Annotated in this window: 20 protein-coding genes, 1 tRNA gene and 1 pseudogene; 12 read left to right on the top strand and 10 right to left on the bottom strand. The window is 58.8% G+C overall.

The window, feature by feature from the left end; translation table 11 throughout:
• Nucleotides 1-23: 23 nt before the first annotated feature.
• The 7 genes from AACL53_RS16835 (at nucleotide 24) to AACL53_RS16805 (ending at nucleotide 6,521) form a co-directional block, all read left to right on the top strand.
• Nucleotides 24-2,354 carry a TonB-dependent receptor gene (locus tag AACL53_RS16835; RefSeq protein ID WP_339085705.1) on the top strand — a complete coding sequence of 777 codons (2,331 nt, stop codon included), beginning with the start codon at nucleotides 24-26 and terminating at the stop codon, nucleotides 2,352-2,354.
• Nucleotides 2,355-2,783: 429 nt separating this feature from the next.
• Nucleotides 2,784-3,179: a hypothetical protein gene (locus AACL53_RS16830; RefSeq protein ID WP_339085704.1), complete on the top strand. Its 396-nt coding sequence runs from the start codon at nucleotides 2,784-2,786 to the stop codon at nucleotides 3,177-3,179.
• A 109-nt stretch (nucleotides 3,180-3,288) separates the two neighbouring features.
• Nucleotides 3,289-3,690, top strand: coding sequence for a hypothetical protein (locus AACL53_RS16825; protein ID WP_339085703.1), 402 nt, complete (start codon nucleotides 3,289-3,291; stop codon nucleotides 3,688-3,690).
• A gap of 46 nt (nucleotides 3,691-3,736) precedes the next feature.
• The gene (locus AACL53_RS16820; RefSeq protein WP_339085702.1) at nucleotides 3,737-4,675 is read left to right on the top strand and encodes a hypothetical protein; all 939 of its coding nucleotides are present in this window, start codon (nucleotides 3,737-3,739) and stop codon (nucleotides 4,673-4,675) included.
• 10 nt (nucleotides 4,676-4,685) lie between these two features.
• Nucleotides 4,686-5,045, top strand: coding sequence for a copper resistance protein CopC (locus AACL53_RS16815; protein WP_339085701.1), 360 nt, complete (start codon nucleotides 4,686-4,688; stop codon nucleotides 5,043-5,045).
• Nucleotides 5,046-5,057: 12 nt separating this feature from the next.
• A complete protein-coding gene (copD, locus tag AACL53_RS16810; protein ID WP_339085700.1) occupies nucleotides 5,058-5,978 on the top strand; it encodes a copper homeostasis membrane protein CopD in 921 nt (306 codons plus the stop codon).
• 24 nt (nucleotides 5,979-6,002) lie between these two features.
• Nucleotides 6,003-6,521 (top strand): copper chaperone PCu(A)C, encoded by a 519-nt coding sequence (locus tag AACL53_RS16805; protein WP_339085698.1) that lies wholly within the window; start codon nucleotides 6,003-6,005, stop codon nucleotides 6,519-6,521.
• Nucleotides 6,522-6,663: 142 nt separating this feature from the next.
• On the opposite strand, the gene AACL53_RS16800 is transcribed toward AACL53_RS16805, so the two are convergent.
• A complete protein-coding gene (locus tag AACL53_RS16800; protein WP_339085696.1) occupies nucleotides 6,664-7,176 on the bottom strand; it encodes a PepSY domain-containing protein in 513 nt (170 codons plus the stop codon).
• A 70-nt stretch (nucleotides 7,177-7,246) separates the two neighbouring features.
• On the opposite strand from AACL53_RS16800, the gene AACL53_RS16795 reads away from it, so the two are divergent.
• Together AACL53_RS16795 and AACL53_RS16790 are read left to right on the top strand one after the other, a co-directional pair.
• Nucleotides 7,247-7,873: a hypothetical protein gene (locus tag AACL53_RS16795; protein WP_339085695.1), complete on the top strand. Its 627-nt coding sequence runs from the start codon at nucleotides 7,247-7,249 to the stop codon at nucleotides 7,871-7,873.
• Nucleotides 7,874-8,750: 877 nt separating this feature from the next.
• Complete coding sequence (locus tag AACL53_RS16790) at nucleotides 8,751-9,017, top strand: hypothetical protein (protein ID WP_339085694.1); 267 nt, start codon at nucleotides 8,751-8,753, stop codon at nucleotides 9,015-9,017.
• 794 nt (nucleotides 9,018-9,811) lie between these two features.
• Here AACL53_RS16790 and AACL53_RS16785 read toward each other — a convergent pair.
• The 4 genes from AACL53_RS16785 to AACL53_RS16770 are packed head-to-tail and all read right to left on the bottom strand — an operon-like array spanning nucleotide 9,812 to nucleotide 13,315.
• Complete coding sequence (locus AACL53_RS16785; protein ID WP_339085692.1) at nucleotides 9,812-10,657, bottom strand: metal ABC transporter permease; 846 nt, start codon at nucleotides 10,655-10,657, stop codon at nucleotides 9,812-9,814.
• The gene (locus AACL53_RS16780; protein WP_339085691.1) at nucleotides 10,654-11,511 is read right to left on the bottom strand and encodes a metal ABC transporter permease; all 858 of its coding nucleotides are present in this window, start codon (nucleotides 11,509-11,511) and stop codon (nucleotides 10,654-10,656) included. Before AACL53_RS16780 ends, AACL53_RS16785 begins: the two co-directional genes overlap by 4 nt.
• On the bottom strand, nucleotides 11,511-12,410 hold the full coding sequence (locus AACL53_RS16775; RefSeq protein WP_339085690.1) for a manganese/iron ABC transporter ATP-binding protein: 900 nt from the start codon (nucleotides 12,408-12,410) through the stop codon (nucleotides 11,511-11,513). The genes AACL53_RS16780 and AACL53_RS16775 overlap by 1 nt, the downstream gene beginning before the upstream one ends.
• Complete coding sequence (locus AACL53_RS16770) at nucleotides 12,407-13,315, bottom strand: metal ABC transporter substrate-binding protein (RefSeq protein WP_339085688.1); 909 nt, start codon at nucleotides 13,313-13,315, stop codon at nucleotides 12,407-12,409. Before AACL53_RS16770 ends, AACL53_RS16775 begins: the two co-directional genes overlap by 4 nt.
• A 503-nt stretch (nucleotides 13,316-13,818) precedes the next feature.
• On the opposite strand from AACL53_RS16770, the pseudogene AACL53_RS16765 reads away from it, so the two are divergent.
• Nucleotides 13,819-15,247 (top strand): annotated as a pseudogene (locus tag AACL53_RS16765) (IS1182 family transposase).
• Between the two features lie 397 nt (nucleotides 15,248-15,644).
• Nucleotides 15,645-15,830 carry a hypothetical protein gene (locus AACL53_RS16760; RefSeq protein ID WP_339085687.1) on the top strand — a complete coding sequence of 62 codons (186 nt, stop codon included), beginning with the start codon at nucleotides 15,645-15,647 and terminating at the stop codon, nucleotides 15,828-15,830.
• A gap of 59 nt (nucleotides 15,831-15,889) precedes the next feature.
• On the opposite strand, the gene AACL53_RS16755 is transcribed toward AACL53_RS16760, so the two are convergent.
• From AACL53_RS16755 to AACL53_RS16740, 4 genes are all read right to left on the bottom strand, one after another.
• Entirely contained in the window at nucleotides 15,890-16,279 is a 390-nt protein-coding gene (locus AACL53_RS16755) for a hypothetical protein (protein ID WP_339085686.1), read from the bottom strand.
• Nucleotides 16,280-16,294: 15 nt separating this feature from the next.
• Complete coding sequence (locus AACL53_RS16750) at nucleotides 16,295-16,735, bottom strand: hypothetical protein (protein ID WP_339085685.1); 441 nt, start codon at nucleotides 16,733-16,735, stop codon at nucleotides 16,295-16,297.
• Nucleotides 16,736-17,017: 282 nt separating this feature from the next.
• Nucleotides 17,018-17,094 (bottom strand) — tRNA-Arg (locus AACL53_RS16745).
• A 169-nt stretch (nucleotides 17,095-17,263) separates the two neighbouring features.
• The gene (locus tag AACL53_RS16740) at nucleotides 17,264-17,581 is read right to left on the bottom strand and encodes a hypothetical protein (protein ID WP_339085684.1); all 318 of its coding nucleotides are present in this window, start codon (nucleotides 17,579-17,581) and stop codon (nucleotides 17,264-17,266) included.
• 255 nt (nucleotides 17,582-17,836) lie between these two features.
• Here AACL53_RS16740 and polA point away from each other — a divergent pair, with 255 nt between their 5' ends.
• A complete protein-coding gene (gene polA, locus AACL53_RS16735; RefSeq protein ID WP_339085683.1) occupies nucleotides 17,837-20,821 on the top strand; it encodes a DNA polymerase I in 2,985 nt (994 codons plus the stop codon).
• On the opposite strand, the gene phaZ is transcribed toward polA, so the two are convergent.
• Complete coding sequence (gene phaZ, locus AACL53_RS16730) at nucleotides 20,822-22,306, bottom strand: polyhydroxyalkanoate depolymerase (protein ID WP_339085682.1); 1,485 nt, start codon at nucleotides 22,304-22,306, stop codon at nucleotides 20,822-20,824.
• Nucleotides 22,307-22,352: the final 46 nt, after the last annotated feature.

Genomic DNA, 22,352 nt, shown 5'->3' with positions numbered 1-22,352 from the left:
GCGGTCATGTGGGGAAATGCATTATGTATCGCACTCGGCGAACTCAGCTGCTCGGCGCAGCTGCGACGACAGTTGTTGTCTTGAGCAGTCACGGAAAAATAACTGCTGCGCAGGAGGTTCCAAAGACGGCCACGATGCCACCGGTCGTCGTTCAGCAGGACCGTAAAAGCCAAGCACCCAAAAAGGCAGATAAGAAAAAGATCCAGTCTTTCGCACCTTCAAACGCGGATTTCGAAAATGCCGAGCAGGCGCCTCCGCAATCCTCACCGCCCGATGGACAACCGGCATCCGAGACCGCTGGCGTTGGAGCGAAGGGGCTCGCTGTGCCTCTCACGACCACCCGTCTTTCCGGACAGGCAATCCAGTCGCAGCGGCCGAATACCAGCGACACGGCCCAACTTCTGACCCAAGTGCCGGGCGTCAGCGTCTACTCCTCGGGCGGGATTTCGAGCCTTCCGGCGATCAACGGCCTCAACGGCGACAGGGTCAAGGTGTTGGTCAACGGTATGGTCATCTCGCCGGCCTGCACCAATCAAATGAATCCGCCGCTGTCATATATCGATCCGTCTCAGGTCGCCCGCGCTGACGTAATTGCGGGCGTGACACCTGTAAGCAAAGGCGGCGACAGCCTTGCCGGGACGATCAACGTCGAATCCCGCCCTCCGGAGTTTGCAGATCTCGGTGAAGGCGTTCGAACATCAGGCAGTATTTCTGCCTTCTACCGCAGCAACGGCGACGGCATCGCGACGTCAGCGCATGCCGAAGCCGCAACACAGAATATCAGTCTTGGTTATACAGGCGCGTGGGCGAAGGCCGACGATTATGCGCGAGGGGACGACGGCCCCATCGTCCGGTCGACGCTCTATCAGGCCTATAATCATGCCTTGTCGGTGGGAATTAAGAACGGTGCCGACCTCTTCACGTTCCAAGGCGTCTATGCCTCGGTTCCCTACCAGGGGTTCGTCAATCAGCGCATGGATATGGTCGACAATGACGCGTGGCTTTTTAATGCGCGCTATCTCACGCACTTCGATTGGGGCACGCTCGACTTTCGCGCCTACTATCATCAGACGAAGCATCGGATGGATATGCTCGCGGATAAGTCCGGCGCAATGCCGATGAGCGTCGACGGAACGGACGCCGGTTATTCGGTGAAAGCCGAAATACCAATGACTACTGTGGACGTCCTGCGCATCGGCAACGAGTTCCATCGCCAAACGCTGAATGACTGGTGGCCGCCGGTCGCAGGAATGGATCCAATGATGGGGCCCGACACGTTCGTCGACATCAATCACGGCACCCGCCAGCGCCTCGGAACCTTTGCAGAGTGGGAACATCGTTGGGACCGCGCCTGGAGCACGCTTATTGGCGTTCGCAACGACATGGTCTGGATGAATACCGGCGACGTTACCGGATACAGCTCGATGTATGCGGATGACGCGGCGGCATTCAACGCGCGGAACCATGCGCGCACCGACGCCAACTTCGATGTTACGGCGCTCACCCGCTATGAGCCATCGGCCAACGAGACATACGAAATCGGCTACGCGCGAAAAACCCGCTCGCCAAACCTCTACGAACGGTATGCCTGGAGCACGGGAGCCATGGCCGCAGATATGATCGGCTGGTATGGCGATGCCAACGGCTACGTCGGCAATCTCGATCTCAAACCAGAGATTGGAAATACAGTGAGCTTTACGGCTGGCTGGCATGATAGTGCCCGCCGTACGTGGGAGATCAAGGTCACGCCGTATTACACCTACGTGCGGGACTACATCGATGCGAACTTCCTGGAATCGCAGTCCGGCATGGACATGGGCGGGATGGACGCGATGGACATGTCGTCATCCGAGTTCGTCACCCTTCAGTTTGCCAATCATGCCGCGCAGCTTTACGGCGTCAACGTTTCGGGAAGTCTCAACCTCTGGGAAAGCCCAGTCTACGGCCAGTTCGGCATCTCCGGCATTATCGGCTATGTCAACGGTGAGAACCTGGATACGGGTGACACACTGTATCACATGATGCCGCTCAACGCGCAGCTGACGCTCAATCACCGGCTTGGCAACTGGTCGAATGCCGTGCAGCTGACAATGGTTAGTACCAAGGACGACGTCAACGAATTGCGCCATGAACCGACCACGCCCGGCTATGCACTTGTCGATTTGCGATCCAGCTATCAATTGCAGAACGTGCGCTTTGACTTCGGCATCACGAACCTATTCGACAAGCTCTATTACCCGCCGCTCGGCGGTGTCGACTGGGCAGACTATGCGGCTGCCGGAGCAGATGGACTGATATCGCCTGTTCCCGGCCAGGGACGTTCGTTCAACGCGGGCGTGACCGTTACGTTTTAAAACACGGTCGAAGCGTGGCCGAAGGGGAAATTCTTGTCGGCCACGCACGAATCCTATCGCGACTTAAGCTCTACAGGGAATCGCTGCGTTGAAAACGCAAGCGAGTTGTGGGGGTGTACATTTAGGAATAACTGACGTCGGCAGACGCTACGGTCAATGTGTGAGCGGGGAGCCCCCTTGTACCGATTGAAAGAACAAATTGCGGCAACGCGACTCACATCGTTGTTGTGGATCGCTATGGCGTTTTGCGCGTGCTTGCTCGCCTTGAGTGCACCGGCGGACGCCCATCATCAGCGGAAAAACCAAAACAACTCGGGCCTTTCAATTCCCAATCTGACGCATGGGCAGTTGCGAGTGATGGCGGAGTACCGGAGTGCGATCCTCCAATTAGGCAGCCGGCAGATCAGTCCAGATCTCGAGACTCGAACATTGCAGAATTTCGTCAACCTGCAGTTCACCTATTGCCTATGGGGATTAGTGCCCGGAAGTCTCACGAACGAAAACAACCCCTTCAACGATTGCTCACATGCGTATCTCGCGGCGACCAAAGCCCTACTCGATCGGCTGCAGCGCAAATCCGATAATCCGGCGGCCGCTCGCGAATTGGCAATGCGAATTGATACGGACATGCTTCGTGCTCAATCCGCGCTCGAAATCTGCATTCACAGCGTGGAACCGTTCAACACCGCCGAAATCATCATGCCTGAGTGGGCCGGGGTCGTGTTCAATCCCTTCGTTCTACTTGTTTACGCCATTAGCCTAGTGGCGGTGGCGGCCCTATTCGCCGTTGAATTTTGGCCCCGAAAACCCAAGAAAGCAGTCTGATCGATTGGCCTTGCGGGCGCCTACGTTGTTGACGCCTACTGCCTATTCTCCGAATTTTGCGACCCTGTATCCTCCGGGGTATTGCTCCGCCCTCCCGGAAGTGCTGCTAGTGGCAGCCATGAAGATAGCCAGGGCCCGTCGGTTTAGGCAGCTTGTAAGCGCCCTTGCGGTTCTGGGCGCGATTCTCAATGCCTGGGTTTTGACTGTCCACATTACATCTGTCGCCGTGACACAGCTTGAACAGAGCGGCGGAGACATCGTCATCTGCCATAAAGGCAGTCTCAAATACTTCGCAGACGTGGGCACGCCGGGAGAGAAACCGGAATCCCAGAAAAGCTGCCCAATCTGCTCCGGCTTAGCCAGCCTCGACATCGGTATGGCAAGCGAGCCATCGCTGCACGTAGCGCCGGTCGCACTTGGCCACATTCAAATCGGCAGCACGTGTGCCGAACTCGTGGCCGATCATCGTCCGGAGCAAATCTTCAACCGAGGCCCCCCTCGCTTCGTCTGATTGTAGCCTGCGCTTTAGATCAGTCGTTTGAACAGGAGAGTGGTCCATGTCTTGCACACATGTGCGGACGGTCGCATTCGTGGCCGTTACCGCTTTCATTCCGATATCTCACGCGTCCGCGCACTGCTTCGTCGGCAACCGGTTTTTTCCGGCTACCCTGAACGTAGATGACCCTTGTGTCGCCGACGAGCTTTCTCTTCCGACGGTCGCCGCGTTCCGCAATGGAGATGATCCGTCCGCACGCGAAGTCGATATCTCGGCTGAAATCTCCAAAAGAATAACCGAAAACTTCGGCATCTCCGTGGGCGACACATGGATTCATCTCAAAGAGCGCGGCGGACTCACGGCTAGCGGATTCGACAATCTTGAAACGAGCTTCAAATTTCAATTTGTGACCGATCCTACCGATGAGTTCGTCATGTCGGCGGCTGTCGACGTTGATTGGGGAGGCACCGGCAGCAGCGCAATCGGCGCCGAACGCTTTACAACTTTCGCTCCAACCCTCTTTGTCGGCAAAGGTTTCGGATTTCTTCCTGACGAGTTGAAGTACCTGAAGCCGCTCGCAATCACCGGTCAAGTCGGCTACGCAATTCCGACTGAATCAACGACGATCGAAGACGGCGAGACAACGTTCAACGCACGCTCCATCGTATGGGGCGGGTCGCTTCAATACAGCATGCCCTATCTGAAATCGGCCGTTGAAGACGCAGGCTTGCCGGATTTCATCAACCGTCTGATCCCCCTTGTGGAGTGGAACTTGTCAACGGAAACCGGCCGTTTCGCGGAAGGCGAACGGACGACGGGAACGTTAAATCCTGGGATCATTTACGTGGGTGACAAGTTTCAGATCAGCGGCGAAGCAATCATTCCGGTCAATCGTGCAAGCGGAGATGGCGCCGGCGGAATAGGCCAGATCCACTTCTATCTCGATGATATTTTTCCGAAGACCTACGGGCAGCCGCTCTTTGCTGACTCGAACCAATGAGGAGTCACCGATGAAAATCTCCAATCACGCCGTCCTCGCCGCGCTTACTTTGTCGGTCGCGATCTTTGCCTCAGGAGCGGAAGCTCACGCACGGCTTGATAGTGCGAGCCCTGCAGTGGGTAGCACGGTCAGTTCCTCTCCGAGTCAAGTCGATCTCCATTTTACCGAGGCACTTGAGCCGAAGTTCAGCGGAGCAACGGTGCATGCAGCCTCGGGAGCCCGTGTAGACACCGGCAGCAGCGCATCGGGATCAACTATTCATGTCGGAGTCAAAAGTCTTGGAGCAGGCTCCTACACCGTGAATTGGCACGCATTGTCAGTCGATACGCACAAAACCCAAGGCAGCTTTTCTTTCCACGTCGGAAAATGATCTGAGGCTCAGGTGGACGCAACGCTCATCTTTTGGCGCGTGCTGCATTTCGCGGCAACCGCCCAAGCCGTGGGCGTTGTCTTTTTTGTTTCCCTCGTTCTTCGAGGGTTAGAACGGCAATTCCCTTTACGACAGTTTAGCTCGCTATTCTGGGCCAGCATGGCGGTCGCGTTGGCTTCGGGAGCGGCGTGGTTCATCGCCGTCACCAGCGCAATTGCTGACGCTCCTTGGACGACGGCGATCGCCGACGGCACGGCGGGGACGGTGTTAACAAATACCCAATTCGGCCGGGTATGGATTTTTCGATTTGCGGCTGGCGTATTGCTTGCGGCTGTGACGCTTCTTTGGAAAGCCGAGAGTACCGCAGCGCTGATAGTGCGGAATTTGCTGTCAATCTTTTTCATCGGCGGCTTGGCATTCGCGGGTCATGCCGGAAGCGCACCTGGGACGAAGGGACGGCTGCACCTTGCCTCTGACGTCCTGCATCTCATCGCGATCGGCGTGTGGGTTGGCGGTCTGCTGCCATTCGCGCTTTGCCTTCGAGCGCCGCCCAAAGATGGCGTACCACAATCAATCGATAGCATTCGAGAAATAACTCGTCGATTTTCCAATCTCGGAGTTGCCGCAGTTGTGACCATCGCGGCGACGGGGGTCGTCAATACCTGGAACCTCGTCGGAAGCGTCGAACTTCTCACAACTACGGAATATGGAAGGCTGCTCTTGATCAAGATCGCGATCTTTCTTTCGATGGTGATCGTAGCCGCTATCAACCGCTTCGGTCTTATGCCTGGCCTCAACGAGCCGCAAACGATTCAGGCCATGCGCCGCAACGCGCTCATCGAAACGGCGTTCGGGTTGATCATTTTATCCATTGTCGCGGCATTGGGGACGATGCCGCCAGCGCTATTAGATCACTCGGCAATGCATCACTGATAAGTTTAAATTTTGGAGGAAAGAATGAAACAGCTGCTCTTGGCATTTACCACGCTCATCGCAGCGACGGGGTTCGTCGCTGCTCACCAGTTCGAGAAGAGCGGTTTGCTTGTCCTCCATCCATGGACACGAGCAACGCCCGAGGGCGCGACCGTCGGCGCCGGTTATCTCACCATCACCAACAATGGCAAGGAAACCGACAGGCTGACCGGAGGCGCTTTCGAGGGCGCAGACCACGTTGAGATTCACGAGATGAAAATGGACGGCGATAAGATGACGATGCGTCAACTCAAGGATGGTATCGAAATCCGACCAGGCGCCACGGTGAAGTTCAACCCGGGATCGTACCACCTGATGTTGATGGGCTTGAAAAATCCGATTGCCAAAGGACCCAATATCAAAGGGTCTTTGACCTTCGAAAAGGCTGGCAGCGTCGACATCGATTACAAGGTCGAGGATATCGGTGCTATGGACAGCTCTGATGCCGGGATGGGCGAGATGAAGATGGACGATTCCAAAATGATGCATGACCATATGCAATAGCCGCGCGCGACTCCTGGCTCACTGGCCCTCGACGCCCGGGCAATGAGACCGCCAGGGGCGTCGAGGCTTTAGCTGGGATTATTCAGCACGTCTCAATGATCTCTTGATTGAACTTCCTCGAACTGTCCATCTCCAACAGTCTTCATGCGCTAGCCATCTCGTCGGGCCGCAATCCGAGCCAACGGTTCACAGCCTTCAATCTCCGAAGACAGAAGGCCTCGACGACGAGCACGAGAACAAGCGTCAGCGCGAACATCGGCATGTAGATGGCGAGTAGAAGAACCGTGGTGAAAAGCGCTGCTCCGCCGCGAGGACGGTTTAATGGCACAGGAGCACCAAGCACTCCCGCCGGACGCCGCTTCCACCACATCACGATGCCCGAAACGGACAGGATGATGAGAAAGAGCGCCGTCAGCGTACCGAGTATCTGGTTGGCTAATCCGAACAATTGGCCCTCATGTGCGGCAATGCCGTAGCCGATGGTTTGATCGATCCAATGCCGCCCTGAAAAATCAGTCCGCTCGATCAGATGTCCTGTTGCGCCGTCGATTATCAAATCGCTGCGTAGCGGCCGATTGGGAGATTCCGATGCGACGAGCCATGGAGCGCCGACTGCCTCCGGCGGTTTGATCGATACGGGTGGAGAAAGATTCAAAGGCCTGACCGTTGCGATAACACGCTCAAGCTCGCCAGCGAGACCAGCAGGCGAAGAATTGCCGCCCGCTATGTCCGAAAAGAACTACAAGCAGCTTATCGAATTGGCTGAGACGTCCACGGTTCGCGAACTGACGCTTCTTAGCGAGAGGTCCGGCGGTTTATCGAGTCTGGGGATCTTAAAAGCCATAGATTCGGTCGCGCAGTGCGCATCGCGCGGCAAGACATCCTGCTCTTCGAACTTAGGTGTTGCTGAGTCCGCAACTGTCCCTTCCAGACAGGCCAAATATCTCAGTCTGCCGCTGCTCGTGAAACTCCCAGGCCCGATTTTCAACAAAGATAGAGCCTGGGCCTTTCACCAAATCAGCGCTCCGTCATCACCTGTCTTCTGCCGCCTCAGCGTGGAGTTCACAATGCCCGCGCCAAATCACCTAACGCCCACACTCCAAAAGCTTCTAGATCACATCAAAGACCACCCGCAGCTGCCGGCGAATATGAAAACGGAGATTGGCTCGGCGGTTCGGCGCTTTGCTGAAATCACCGGAAAGCATCCCGCCGACATCATCGCCGATCCCGTGGTCGTTCGGCTGCTTGCTGACAAGGCCAGCTGGCAACTCGCGGGGTTGTCGAAAGAGTCGTGGGCAAACCTTGAAAAGCAAGCTCACCCGCGCGATGAAGATCGCCGGCATCAAGGTTGAGCGGCGTCGCCGAAACTTCAGGCGCATCCCGGTGATTACGAAAGCGTCCGGCAAATGCTCGGACACAAGAACATCGCTACCACGATCGAGGTCTACGCTGGCGAGCAGCCAAAAATATTACAATCAGGCCGCTAGCGTCAGGGCCTTGGGACGATGGGAAGACGTTTTGTCGAGCTTGATCGAGGACTGATGCGACTGGAGAATGGGCGAATCTGCCCCGTATTGCCAAAGGCCAACAGACCTTCGACAGCGGCGAGTTTGAGGCAATCTAGCTGCTTTGCCCAGAAAGCGGATATTTCAGGAGCGGTAAGAAGCGCTGATCGCATCTGCTGGGACGATGTCGCAATCCGCCGACGACCTGACGGGGCGATTTCTTCTGTGTTGCGCCATGAGCTGACCTTCACTGCGCGTTGCGTCTGCTTTTCCGCAAGAGGGGCATTTGGGGATTACGTCTCGTGTGGCGTCCATGGCGAAGTAACAGGGATTTCTGATTTCTCCTTCTGCGGTCTTGCGAAAATAGAGCGCGCGCGCCCGTTCGAAGACCATTCCTTCTATTCGATCTTCGCCCTCACCCACGTGCTTCTTCAACCACGTGGGAATAGATGATGGCGCGCTGCCCGCAAACGGGCCCGCGCCCGCGCACAATACGACGATGACAGCGAAAATCGGCGATGCCAAATGCACTGAACCAATTCTCCCGAACTGAAATGACGTCTCGTTGCTTGGTCGCGCGGTGGAATTAGTTCAGAAACGACCGGCAAAGCGCTCAATTCTTAACGATTTCCAGCGGGCCGTGATCGTCGCAATGGTCCCCATGAGGATGATGGAGATGACCGTTGACTAGGTAGTCAATGTGATCGCCGTGCGGAACAGCTTCGTGTCCGCAACCCTTTCCATGGACGTGCATCTTATCATGCCCGCCACATTGATGATCCGGCGTGCAGCGATCGGGATTTTTTTCTGTAACCTCGATCACGTGTTCATCCACATGATCCCCATGTGGATGATCCAGATGGGCATCGTGGAGATAATCGATGTGACCCTTATGCCGGACGGCTATGTGACCGCAACCGGGTCCGTGGACATGAGATTAATTGGTGTGGTCGGGAAGGTTACTGTTGGTCATGGTAATCTCTCCATCTAAAAATTGACCTACTCGGATCTCGGCGTGCTCGCCGCCATTGCGCTCTAGCCAGCCAAAAGAGATATGCGTGCGCGGCGCGCCAGATCGGCCAACGTCTTTCTGATTGTGACCGGTTTCTTCCAAAGTGCGAGGCTTCAGCAGCACGAAGGCTATGCTATGCTATTATCTTGCCCGAACGGTGGCGCAACGACCATGCTTTGACTCTTGCTGGATCACCGAACGTCCAGCCCTTACAAATTCGTGAGTTTGCGATGAGGTCCGCGTGGTTGACATTCCCGATATGAGCCGAGCGTTACCGTAAGTGAGGGTTGGGCAATATCCACGTCTTCATCTCGGGATTCGGCCGACGTGCGTGAAGCGCCTATGGTTCACCATCAGATAGCGCTCAATTGTTCCACGCTTTTTTGCTCTTTTGCGCGCTGACAGAAGCGATGATCGCTAATGTCCGCTTTGGGTCAGGTCCGGCAATCGCTAGACAGGTCTGAAGGTAGGGTCGTCCTCCTTGAGCGGACATAATCTGGCAGCGCGGAATCACGCGCCCAGGTGAGTTCGCTGATGTCTGCGTATGGGATCGACCGTCGATCGACCTTCAGCCCTCCGCTTTATCGCGACAGACTGAAAGCTGCTATCAGCCTCTCGACGCTCAGGGCCACAAGCGCACATCCGTCGTCATCCCGGAAGACCTGCTTTAACAATCGCTGCACCAACCGGCATCGCGGAATGAACTTGCCCAGCGGATGCATTCGGGACACGAATCTTCCGCCGTCTGTGCCTTTCGATCGGATAACACGGAATCAAGTCGCCTCGCGCACTTCGATCCGAGCCGCCTTGCGCGTCGCTTGAACGAAGGCCGCGATGAAGACGATCGTCAGCAGCACCACGATTGTCGGCGCCGGGGCACTGTCGATGAAGAAGGACAAATAGACTCCGAAGAAGGACGCCAGCACAGCAATGGCGACCGAAAGGACGAGCATCCTGCTGAAGGTGCGGGCGAGCAGGAAGGCGATGGCGCCGGGCGCGATCAGCATGGCGATGGCGAGAATGATGCCGACGGCCTTGAGCGCCCCGACGATCGTCAGCGACAGGATCGACAGCAGGCCATAGTGCAGCAATCGGACCGGCAGTCCGACAGCCCTCGCCTGTGCCGGATCGAAGGCGTGCAGCAGCAGGTCGCGCCACTTGACGAGGATGATGCCGCTCGCCAGCGCGGCGATGATGCCCGTCTCGACGATGTCGCGCCAGTTCACGCCCAGCATGTCGCCGAACAGGATGTGGTCGAGGTGCACGTCCGTCTCGATCTTGACGTAGAGCACCATGCCGAGACCGAACATGCCTGAAAAGACGACACCCATGACGGTGTCCTGCTTGATGCGGCTGTTTTCCTTGAGAAAGCCGGTGGCGAGCGCGCAGGTCATGCCGGCAGCGAAGGCGCCGAGCGCCAGCGGCAGGTTGACGATATAGGCCAGCACCACGCCGGGCAGGATGGCGTGGCTGATCGCGTCTCCCATCAGCGACCAGCCCTTGAGGACGAGGAAGCAGGACAGGAGTGCGGCGGGCACGGCCACCAGCACCGAGATGATCAGGGCATTGACCATGAACCCGAACTGGAAGGGCGTCAGTAGTGTCTCCAGGAAGCTCACAGCCCTGCCTCCAATGCCTGGGCGGCGCGACATCGGGCGGCAAGCATGCCGTGCTTGGGCGCGAGGAAGAACACGGCAAGGAAGATTGCTGTCTGCAGCACGACGATGACGCCGCCGGTCGCGCCGTCGAGGAAATAGCTGACATAGGCGCCGATGAAGCTGGTGACGGCACCGATGACGATGGCGATGACGAGCAGCCGTTGGAAACGGTCGGTCAGCAGATAGGCGGTGGCGCCCGGCGTCACCACCATGCAGATGACCAGGAATGCTCCGACCGTCTGCAGCGCCGCCACCGTCGATGCGGAGAGCAGCGTGACGAACATGATCTTGAGCAGCGGCGGATTGAGGCCAATCGAGCGCGCGTGGCTCTCGTCGAAGAATACGACCATAAGGTCTTTCCATTTGAGCAGAAGGATGGCGAGCGAAACGAAGCCGATGATGGCAAGCTGGAGCGTGTCCTCCGGTGTGATGGCCAGGATGTTGCCGAGTACGATGGTTTGGATGTTCACCGATGCGGGCGACAGCGACACCATGAACAGTCCAAGCCCGAAGAAAGACGAGAAGATCAGCCCAATGATGGCGTCTTCCTTCAACTTGGTACGCTGGTTGAGGAAGAGCATCGCCGCCGCGGCGAGGCCGCCCGAGAAGAAGGCACCGATGGAGAACGGAAGCCCCAGCATGTAGGCGCCGGCCACACCCGGAACGATCGCGTGTGAGAGTGCGTCGCCGATCAGCGACCAGCCCTTCAGCATCAGATAGGCCGACAGGAAGGCGCAGACGCCTCCGACCAGTGCCGAAACCCACATGGCGTTCAGCATGTAGCCGTAGCCGAACGGCTCGAGCATGACGGACATCACCTACGACCTCCATTGAGGCCTGCCGATTGCGCTGACGTCGCGGGCCTGTCGCCGCGCAGGACCAGTGGGCGCTCGTCGTCGGTTATGACGCCGACGGACTGGGACCTGTCCGCCTCGTTCAGCACGAAATGGCGCAGCACGCCGCCGAAGGTCTGTTCGAGATTGGCCTGGGTGAAGATCTCCGCGGTCCGGCCATGGGCGAGCACTGTGCGGTTCAGAAGCACGGTGCGGTCGCAGAACTCCGGCACGGAGCCCAGATTGTGCGTGGAGACCAACATCACCCGGCCCTCATCGCGCATCGAACGCAGGAGCTTAATGATGGCGTCCTCGGTTTTGACGTCGACGCCGGTGAAGGGCTCGTCGAGCAGGATGACGCGGCCGTCCTGCGCCAGCGCGCGGGCAAGGAAGACACGCTTCTTCTGCCCGCCCGACAGTTCGCCGATCTGGCGCTTGCGGAAGTCGCTCATGTTGACGCGGGCAAGCGCGGCCGACACCGCCTCATGATCGGCGCGGCGCGGGATGCGCATCATGCCCATATGGCCGTAGCGCCCCATCATCACCACGTCCTCGACCAGAACGGGGAAGTTCCAGTCGACGTCTTCGCTCTGCGGGACATAGGCGACGTGGTTCTGCTTCAGCGCCCGATCGACCGGCTGGCCGAGAATGGAGATGTCGCCCTGCGCCAGCCGGACGAAGCCCATGATGGCCTTGAACAGCGTCGACTTGCCCGAGCCGTTGATGCCGACCAGCGCTGCGATGGTCCCGGTGGGGATCGCGAAGCTGGCGTCGCGCAGTGCGGTGTGGCCGTTGCGATAGGTGACCGTCGCGTTCCTTACCGCGAGGCCGGCCCCCGCATCTTTCGACGCGGGGGCGAAGGTGGCTGCACGCATGTTCATTGCGCCAGCCCCTTGGCGACCGTGCCGGAAGTCACGCGCAGAAGGTCGATGTAGGTGGGCACCGGCCCGTCGGCTTCGGTCAGCGAATCGACATAGAGCACGCCGCCATAGTTCGCGCCGGTCTCGCGCGCCACCTGCCTGGCAGGCTTGTCGGAGATGGTGCTTTCCGAGAAGACGACGGTGATGCCCTTCTTCCTGACGGCGTCGATCACCTTGCGCACCTGCTGCGGGGTGCCCTGCTGGTCGGCATTGATCGGCCAGAGATAAAGCTCCTTCAGCCCGAAATCGCGAGCCAGATAACTGAAGGCGCCTTCGCTTGAAACCAGCCAGCGCTTGTCCTCGGGAATGGCGGAAAGCTCGGCCCGGATCGGATCGATGGCGGCATTGATCCTGGCCTTGTAGGCCTCTGCATTGGCCTTGTAGGTCTCAGCATTGGCCGGGTCGTATTTTGCGAAGGCGTCGCGGATGTTGTCGACATAGATCAGCGCTGCCGAGGGCGACATCCAGGCGTGCGGGTTGGGCTTGCCGGTATAGGGGCCCTCGACAATGCTCATGGGCTCAACGCCCTCGGAGACGACCGCCCCCGGAACATCCGTCAGATTCTGGAAGAACTTTTCGAACCAGAGCTCGAGGTTGAGGCCGTTGCGCAGGATCAGCTGCGCGCCTTGCGCCTTCTGGATGTCGCCCGGAGTGGGCTGGTAGTTGTGGATCTCGGCGCCGGGCTTGGTGATCGATTCAACGATTGCGGCATCTCCGGCCACGTTCTGCGCCATGTCGGCGATGACGGTGAAGGTGGTCACTGCCTTGAATTTCTCCTGGGCCGTTGCCGGTGCAGCCATGAGTACGGCGGCAAGGGCGCTTCCCACCATGCCGGCGAGAACCGAGCGCCTGAGCTTGTCGAACATCTAAGAAGATCCTTTTTGCAACTGCTTCTTATTTGCATAAAGCAGAGTAATGTAGCCTGATAATGCAATTAAGAATTAGTTGCAACTAGACGCGTCATCCGGCTGCTACACCCACCGCAGTCCAAACTTGCCGGCCCACGCAACGATTGGCCGGAATAACAATTGGTCGTACGCCAGAATGACAACGAGCATTGCATGCGGAACCCTGAGCGCTGACGAATGTACGCTTGGACAACGCTCAAGCCCCATTGTCACAAAGGCCAGGTACCAAGGCTGTTTTGGTTTCTCACCACAGGGCGTAGGGCGTGACCAAAGTCCGCTATGGGGCATTAGCTGTCGTTTTGAGATAGCAGTCGAAGTCTGCCATCCATCGCTATGCGGACATCATCGCTGTAGTGGCCGGTGTGAACGCTCGCGTTCCGCCGAATGTCGGCATTTGGGAGTGGCTGTGTGAAAAGAGCAGATCAGTCCATGCTTTGCGCCAACCGACCGGGGAGGCTTGGATGGGCCGATTTGTGGAAGGAGAAAGCCGGCGTCAGCAGACGATGTTGCCAGTTTGCCTCGAAGACTACATTGCCGAAGATAATCCGATCCGCGTGGTCGATGCCTTCGTAGAGGAGCTCGACTTAGCCGCTCTTGGGTTCGAGCGCATTCAGCCAGCGGCGACCGGTCGTCCAGCCTATCATCCAGCGACGCTTCTGAAGATCTATCTTTACGGCTATCTCAATCGCATCCAGTCGAGCCGTCGGCTGGAGCGCGAGGCCGCTCGCAACGTCGAGCTGATGTGGCTAACCGGTCGCCTTGCACCCGACTTCAAGACCATCGCCGACTTTCGAGAAGCGAATGGCATTGCCATCCGCGCGGCCTGCGCACGCTTCATCGTGATCTGCGGCCGGCTCGGTCTCTTCTCGCATGCGGTTGCCGCCATCGACGGCGCCAAGCTCAAGGCCGTCAACTCTCGCGGTCGCAACTTCACGAGGGGCAAGCTCAAGCGGCGCCTAGAGCAGGTTGAAGCGAGCATCGAGCGTTACCTCGCTTCGTTGGAGGCCGCCGACCTTCAGGAGGGCGAGAACGCGGAGGCGAAAGCCACGCGATTGAGAGACAAGATCACAGCGATGAAGGCGAAGCTTGCTGAGCTCAAGCGGCTGGAGACGGCCATTCTAGATGTACCCGATCAGCAGATCTCTTTGACGGATCCCGACGTGCGAGCAATGGCGACGAGCATGCGCGGTGCGGGCGTTGTTGGCTATAACGTTCAGGCGGCTGTCGACACTGAGAATCATCTGATCGTCGCCCATGACGTCACTAACATTCTCGTGGACCGCACGTTACTGTCTTCCATGGCGCGTCTGGCAAAAGAGGCGATGGCTGTCGAGAAGATCGATATTCTGGCCGATCGCGGCTACTTCAGCGGTGTGGAGGTTCTCGCCTGCGAGGCCATCGGCGCAACTCCGCACGTGCCCAAGCCGCTTACGTCGAATGCGAAAGCGGCGGGTCGGTTCGGCAAGGATGACTTCGTCTATCTTGCCGACCAGAACGCCTATCGCTGCCCCGCAGGAGAGACCCTCTCATATCGATACACGCGCGTCGAGGAAGGCCGAACGCTGCACGTGGACGAACAAGTGTGGTAACTGTCCCTTGCAGGCGAAGTGTACGACCAGCAAAGAGCGCCGCGTGAACCGCTGGAAGCATGAGGGCGTCATCGAAGCCATGCAGAAGCGGCTGGATGCGGGCAACGCTATGACGGTTCGCCGGAGAACAGTCGAGCACACGTTCGGCACGATCAAAGCGTGGATGGACTACACGCACTTCCTGACGAGAGGACTTGAGCGCGTGAAAGCCGAGATGAGCCTCTGCGTCCTGGCCTACAACATCAAGCGGATGATCTCGATCCTGGGCGTTCACCCGCTCATCACAGCGATGCGCGGGTGAGGTCAGAACGGTGAACACGTCAGCTTCACCGAGCGACCTTCACGCCGGAGTTCTCACATAGCCACGGGATTTTGCGAGTTCGTCCTTTCTCAATCCGTGACCAGACGCGCGCTTCAGTTGCCTGCTGCCGCGCTCGGCTTCGTGCAATTAATTGCAAATTTCGTAGGCTGACGTTTTTGAACGCGAGGCGGAATGGTGCGGTTCGTTGTCTAGTGTTCAGAAATATATAAAAAATATGATGTTCGTCTAGAGCGGTTCTCGCGGGAGGTGGGTCGCAAACGAACCACCCCTCGGCATTCGATCTAGTGGCTGTGAGCGACTGCCCGTAGAGAATTGGAGGTGGAACAGTCACCTCGCCAGATCTCGAACCAGAATGCTTCGGAGAGCGCGCCTCTCGATGCGGAGACGTGCGCGTCCGCAGGCCTCCGCCCCGTCACTGCTCCAAGACGGTTTGGCGGTCTGGGACGACCTGCCGCGAACACTTTCGATTACAAGCGAAGAGGTCGCGTTGCTGCGGGCATTCCTCGCCGTCGAACTCACCGCTATCCTCGATGGACAGGACGATGTGAGTGAGAAAGCATGACGGTCAGAGCAGCGATCTACATTCGTGTTTCAACCAGCCGTCAGGCCGAACGCGATCTCTCACTTCCCGATCAGGTCGCCCAATGCCGCGCCTATTGCGAACAGCGCAGTTGGCAGGTGGCCGAGGTTTTCTCTGAGCCCGGGGCCTCGGCGCTCGACGACGATCGCCCCGCCTTCCAGGAGATGATCTTTAAAGCGACGCGGATCGAGCGGCCGTTCGATTATATCGTCGTTCATTCCTTGAGTCGTTTCAGCCGCGATGCGCTGCACTCCGAACTCTACGTGCGTCAGCTGCGGAAGTTCGGCGTCGAACTGATCTCGATCACGCAAGATATCGGTCAGGATGCAAGTGGCGAGTTCATCCGCAAGGTTCTCAACGTCTTTGACGAACATCAGTCCCGCGAGAACGCCAAGCACGTCCATCGGGCCATGCTGGAGAACGCGCGCCAAGGCTTCTGGAACAGTTCACGGCCGCCCTTCGGCCACGCCGTCTCCGTGCAGGAACGGCGAGGGACGAAGGACAAGAAAGTGCTTGTCATCCGTGACGACGAAGCCCGGGTAATGCGACTGATCTTCGACCTCGCGTCCGGTGCTCATGGTCGGCCGCTCGGCGTCAAGGCCATCGCCACCTATCTCAACGAACGTGGTATCACCCGCCGCGGCCGTCGCTTCTCGACCGGCGGGGTGCATGATCTGCTGACGTCGTCGACGTATTGCGGCAAACATCACTTCAACCGCTTCGACAGCCGGAGCGCTCGGCGACGGCCGCCATCGCAGTGGGTCGCATTCGAGGTGCCTGCTATCGTCGATGAGCAGACCTTCAATGCCGTCCAGGCCCTGCTGCAAAGCCGAAGCCCCAAGCGGCTGGCGCCTCGCGTTGATGCCGAAGCCGCCATTACCCGTCATTTGACCCTGGTCGAGCAGGGGATCATGGCGGCTGAAGACCTGAGCCTTCGCGAGCGTCTCGTTGGTCTCAAGGTGCAGCGCGACGAGCTTGCCGAGCTGCAGAAGAGCATTTCGAATGGTGAGCCAACGATCACGCCGGAAAAGATCGCCCGGCTCGCGGTCCGCGAAGTTACGGTCACGGACAAGGACATCCGCATATCCGGCTCGAAGGCCGTCCTGGCCAAAGCCGCATCGCAGGGCCTCGATCAGACGGCGCCCGCAGTTCTCTCTTTTGTTTGGAAATGGCGCACCCGGCAGGATTCGAACCTGCGACCTTCGCCTTCGGAGGGCGACACTCTATCCAGCTGAGCTACGGGTGCTTCGGCGAGACTGATAGACCATTCATCGGCGCGCCGCAAATGCAGACGCCTGCGGCGCGGTAACTGTTCGAAAATAAAGGTGAGACTTCGCGCCTCACCTTACGTTTTCTTTCGTTTTGCTCGTCAGCCCGCGCCCGCGCTTCCCAGGAAGCCTTGGGCGCTAAGGCGCTCAATAACGGCAGGGCTTGGCGACGACGACGCATTTCGCGAGCAGGATCGCGCCCTTCTTGCAGTCCCACTGCTTGCCCTGTGCATTCCAGAAGTCGGCGTAGCGGGGACCATAGAGGTTGCGCACCGTGCTCTTCCAGTTCTCGCGGGCTTCGATCCGGGCCTTCTCCGAACCCGTTCCCAGAATGCCGGTTGCGGTCGCAACGCCTTCGACGGGTGCGCGGCAGCGAGGCAGCGCTTGGGCTTCGATGGCCCCAAAAGCAGAAGTTATCGCCGCAACGGCGGCGACGCTGGCCATGAATTTGACGGTTGTGCGCATGACAAATAGTCTCCCCAAAGTGACGGTTTGCAACTTCCCCAGCCGGCACCCTACATAGGTGTTGGCGGACATCAGCCACGGGGCAGAGGGCGCTGTCAACGGACCGGCCGGCACGATTGGCAGATTGGTCCGCCAGCGTGCGATAATGGCCGCGATTTCGTCGAGGAACGTGCCTTCCCGCGGTTTTGAGAATAGCCGCGATTGTCTCCAGTCGCCCCGTGCCTAACCGCCCGAGACATGGCCAAAAGAGCAAAGATGCAGCAGAACAAAATTGAGCAGACTTCAGTCATTGGCGCGGCGGAACTGGTCCCGATCGTCAAGGGAAGCCACGTCTATCTGATTGACGGCTCAGGCTATATTTTCCGGGCTTTCCACGCCCTTCCGCCGCTGACGCGCCCTTCCGACGGGTTGCCCGTGGGTGCGGTGCACGGCTTCTGCGCGATGCTTTGGAAGCTTTTGCGCGAGTCGAAAGCGTCCGAAGCGCCGACCCATATTGCCGTGATTTTCGACGCCGGCCGGGAGACGTTCCGGAACGACATCTATCCCCAGTACAAGGCGCACCGCCCGCCGCCGCCGGAGGAACTTCTTCCGCAATTTCCCCTGATCCGGGACGCTGTAAAAGCGTTCAATGTCGCCTGCATCGAACTCGACCGCTACGAGGCCGACGATCTGATCGCGACATACGCCAGAGAGGCCGTGAACGCCGGCGGCGATGTCACGATCGTGTCCTCCGACAAGGATCTTATGCAACTCGTGCGCCCCGGCGTTACGATGTTCGACGGCATGAAAGCCAAGCGCATTGGCCGCGATGAGGTGATTGAGAAGTTCGGTGTCCCGCCCGAAAAAGTCATCGACGTACAGGCGCTCTCGGGCGACTCGGTCGACAACGTGCCGGGTGTTCCCGGCATCGGCATCAAGACAGCGGCGGAACTCATTTCGACTTACGGCGATCTCGAAACGCTCTTGGCGCGCGCCGGCGAAATCAAACAACCGAAACGGCGTGGAAAGCTCATCGAATTTGCCGAGCAGGCGCGCATCTCGCGTCAGCTCGTGCTGTTGAAAGACGATGTGCCGCTCGAGATTACAATCGATGCGTTGGGCGTTCGCGATCCCGAGATCGATGCGCTTCTCGGCTTCCTGCGCACGATGGAATTCAGCACGCTCACGAAGCGCATCGCGGAAGGCTTGGGAGCGGAAGCCCCACCGCCGCTCGCGATCTCGGTCGGCGCGAGCCTAAAATCCAAAGCGCAATCGACGTCGGATAAAATCGAGGCGCTTGGCGAAGAAGCGGCATTCGAGGATGCCACTCCGGCAGCGGCCGTTGCAGCCGGAACGGCGATCGCGCGCGCCAAGGCGATCGACCGGAGTAAGTACGAAACGATCACGACGCGAACGCGCCTGGAGGAATGGGTCAGGAAGGCTGGTCAAACGGGCTACGTCGCGTTCGACACCGAGACGACGGACCTCGACGCGACGCGCGCCGACCTCGTCGGCATTTCGCTTGCCGTCGCACCGGGTGAAGCGTGCTACGTGCCGCTCGGCCACACGGGGCCAAGCAACGATCTCTTTGGCGGCGCCGACAATCGGCCGCCGCAGCTTCCGATCACTGAAGCGTTGGACGTCCTCAGGCCGCTGCTCGAAGATCCATCTGTCCTGAAGATTGGCCAGAACATCAAGTATGATGCGCTGGTGATGAAGCGTTACGGCGTCGACGTCACGCCATTCGACGACACGATGCTGATTTCCTACGCGCTCGACGGCGGGCGCAATGCGCACGGCATGGATGTGCTCGCCGAGCGCCACCTCGGCCACGCCTGCATGACGTTTGCGCAAGCGATGGGGCAAGCGCCGGGCGCCAAAAAGTCCGAGAAGACCTTCGCCGCGATGCCGCTCGATAAGGCGACCGAATACGCGGCCGAAGATGCGGACGTGACGTTCAGGCTCTGGAAAGTCCTGAAGCCTCGTCTCGCGGCGGAACACGTGACGACTGTCTACGAAACGCTGGAGCGGCCGCTCGTTCCGGTCATCGTCGCGATGGAGCACGCCGGTATAAAGGTCGATCGCGATATCCTCGCGCGGCTGTCGAGTGCGTTCGCGCAGCGCGCCGTCAGGCTCGAGGAAGAGATCAACGGCCTGGTCGGCCACAAGTTCAATCTTGGCTCGCCGAAGCAACTCGGAGAGCTTCTGTTCGATCGTCTGAAACTACCCGGCGGCAAGAAGACGAAGTCCGGCCAATGGGAAACCCGCGCCAACCTTCTGGACGAACTCGCGGCGAACGAGGAACTCGATGGCGATGCCCGCCGCCTGATCAATACGATGCTGGAATGGCGGCAGATCTCGAAACTTCGCTCGACCTACACCGACGCGCTGCCCGAATACATCGATCCTTCGACGGGCCGCATCCATACGAGCTATGCGCTAGCGTCGACGACGACCGGCCGTCTCGCGTCCTCCGATCCGAATTTGCAGAACATTCCGATCCGCACGAAAGAGGGCCGGGAAATCCGCACAGCCTTCATCGCCGATAACGGCATGAAGCTCGTCTCGGCCGACTATTCGCAGATCGAGCTGCGTGTTCTCGCTCACGTCGCCGATATTCCTCAGCTCAAGAAGGCCTTCGCCGACGGCCTCGACATCCACGCGATGACGGCGTCGGAAATGTTCGGCGTGCCGGTCAAGGATATGCCGGGCGAGGTGCGCCGCCGCGCCAAGGCGATCAACTTCGGTATCATCTATGGCATCTCGGCGTTCGGCCTCGCAAACCAGCTGAGCATCAGTCGCGAGGAAGCGAGCGATTACATCAAGACGTATTTCCAGCGGTTCCCCGGCATCCGCGACTACATGGAAGCAACGAAGAAATTTGCGCATGCGCACGGCCATGTCGAGACGATCTTCGGACGGAAAATCCACTATCCCGAGATCAACACGAAGAACCCGTCGATGCGCGGTTTCCTCGAGCGCGCCGCGATCAACGCGCCGATACAAGGCTCAGCAGCCGACATCATCCGCCGCGCCATGATCCGTATGCCGGAAGCCATCGAAAAGGCCAAGCTGGACTCGGCCCGCATGCTTCTGCAGGTTCACGACGAACTCGTGTTCGAAGTGGCCGAAGCGGATGCGCAGAAGCTTATCGACGTCGCGCGGCGTGTGATGGAGACGGCGGGCGAACCAGCCGTCAAGCTATCGGTGCCGATCCACGTCGATGCGAAAGCCGCCTACAACTGGGATGAGGCGCACTAATTATTCGCCGGCGGCGGACGGCGGATGTTTGCCGTTGACGCCGTTGAGCGCGCCGTTCGGTGTCGAGCGCCAATCGGGAGCGACGTCCGGAGCATCCTTCAGCACCCGGTACGGCTTCGGCATGCGGGTCGTCTGATTGCCGGTCAGCCGTTTGTAATTGATCGTCCGGATGAATTCGCGGATGCGCGGCTGAATCTCCGTGCGCCAGCGCGTCCCGTTGAACACGCCGTAATGGCCGACGCCCTGTTGCACGTAGTGCACTTTCTCGTCGTGTGGGATGCCGACGCAGAGATCGTGCGCGGCTTCCGTTTGGCCGAGGCCGCAAATATCGTCGCGCTCGCCTTCGACGGTCATGAGAGCGGTGTTGCGGATCGCCGAGCAATCGACGAGTTCGTTCCGGTGCATCAGCTTCTTATCGGGAAGCAGGTGCTCCTGGAAAACCGTTTGGACGGTCTGCAGATAGAACTCCGCAGTGAGGTCCATGACCGCGAGATATTCCTCGTAGAACGTCTGATGCTGGTTGACGCTGTCGCAATCGCCTTTGACGAGATTGTTGAACAGATCGACGTGAGCGTTCATGTGCCGCTCGAGGTTCATCGTCATGAAGCCCGTGAGCTGCATGAACCCCGGATAAACCGGACGCATGAATCCCGCATGCGGAAATGGGACGGTCGAGATGACGTTGGATTCGAACCACGAGATTGATCTCTCCGCGGCGAGATCGTTGACCTTGGTGGGATTACGGCGCGTGTCGATCGGGCCGCCCATCAACACAAGGGACGCCGGCTGACAGGTTTCGTTCCGCGAAGCCATCAGCGCGGCCGCGACAAGCGCCGGCACAGCCGGCTGGCATACCGCGATGACGTGCGTGTTCGTCCCGATGAAACGCATGAAGTCGATCAGGTAATCGACGAAATCATCGAAATCGAATCGGCCCGCCGCAATCGGCACGTTGCGAGCGTCGGCCCAGTCGGTGATGTAGACGTCGTGTTCGGGAAGCATGGATTCGACCGTGCCCCTGAGCAGCGTCGCGTAGTGCCCCGACATCGGCGCGATGATCAGAACTTTCGGATCGTAACGCTTGCCGGTCTCGGCTTGGCCGCGATCGAAATGAATAAGATTGCAGAACGGCTTGGCGAGAACGATCTCCTCGCGGATCGGAAGCGTGAGCCCCGCGAGCTGCACGCTTTTGATGCCGAACTCGGGCTTCCCGTAACGGCGCGTGATGTTCTCGAACACATCGCACGCGGCGATCATGTTCTTGCCCGCTGCCGTGTAGCTCATCGGGTTGAGAGGCCAGCCGAGCGTCTGACGCAGAGCCTGGACACCGAATCGGACAGGGGACATGAACGCATGGGCCATTTCATAGGCGTAGTAGTTCATATCTGTCGCAAGTCCTTGTGTTGATAAGGATTTCCCGCTGACTGCCAACTCACCGGACAGCTTGTTGTTGCTGCACTGCGTCAGTATAGAACGATTGGTCATAGTCACAATCTAGAAAACGTTTGCTTGCCTAACGATAAGGCACACC

The sequence above is a fragment of the Hyphomicrobium sp. ghe19 genome, from assembly GCF_902712875.1.
In the GTDB taxonomy this organism is placed as follows: Bacteria; Pseudomonadota; Alphaproteobacteria; order Rhizobiales; family Hyphomicrobiaceae; genus Hyphomicrobium_B.
This window is presented reverse-complemented; position numbering and strand designations above follow the sequence as displayed.

What these genes read in the sequence shown, in the direction of transcription:
- AACL53_RS16780 (WP_339085691.1), bottom strand. Translation starts at nt 11,511, where the DNA reads ATGTCCGTCATGCTCGAGCCGTTCGGCTACGGCTACATGCTGAACGCC.
- AACL53_RS16740 (WP_339085684.1), bottom strand. Translation starts at nt 17,581, where the DNA reads ATGCGCACAACCGTCAAATTCATGGCCAGCGTCGCCGCCGTTGCGGCG.
- AACL53_RS16750 (WP_339085685.1), bottom strand. Translation starts at nt 16,735, where the DNA reads ATGACGGGTAATGGCGGCTTCGGCATCAACGCGAGGCGCCAGCCGCTT.
- AACL53_RS16815 (WP_339085701.1), top strand. Translation starts at nt 4,686, where the DNA reads ATGAAAATCTCCAATCACGCCGTCCTCGCCGCGCTTACTTTGTCGGTC.
- AACL53_RS16820 (WP_339085702.1), top strand. Translation starts at nt 3,737, where the DNA reads ATGTCTTGCACACATGTGCGGACGGTCGCATTCGTGGCCGTTACCGCT.
- AACL53_RS16805 (WP_339085698.1), top strand. Translation starts at nt 6,003, where the DNA reads ATGAAACAGCTGCTCTTGGCATTTACCACGCTCATCGCAGCGACGGGG.
- AACL53_RS16770 (WP_339085688.1), bottom strand. Translation starts at nt 13,315, where the DNA reads ATGTTCGACAAGCTCAGGCGCTCGGTTCTCGCCGGCATGGTGGGAAGC.
- AACL53_RS16760 (WP_339085687.1), top strand. Translation starts at nt 15,645, where the DNA reads ATGCGGAGACGTGCGCGTCCGCAGGCCTCCGCCCCGTCACTGCTCCAA.
- polA (WP_339085683.1), top strand. Translation starts at nt 17,837, where the DNA reads ATGCAGCAGAACAAAATTGAGCAGACTTCAGTCATTGGCGCGGCGGAA.
- phaZ (WP_339085682.1), bottom strand. Translation starts at nt 22,306, where the DNA reads ATGACCAATCGTTCTATACTGACGCAGTGCAGCAACAACAAGCTGTCC.
- AACL53_RS16795 (WP_339085695.1), top strand. Translation starts at nt 7,247, where the DNA reads ATGTCCGAAAAGAACTACAAGCAGCTTATCGAATTGGCTGAGACGTCC.
- AACL53_RS16835 (WP_339085705.1), top strand. Translation starts at nt 24, where the DNA reads ATGTATCGCACTCGGCGAACTCAGCTGCTCGGCGCAGCTGCGACGACA.
- AACL53_RS16775 (WP_339085690.1), bottom strand. Translation starts at nt 12,410, where the DNA reads ATGAACATGCGTGCAGCCACCTTCGCCCCCGCGTCGAAAGATGCGGGG.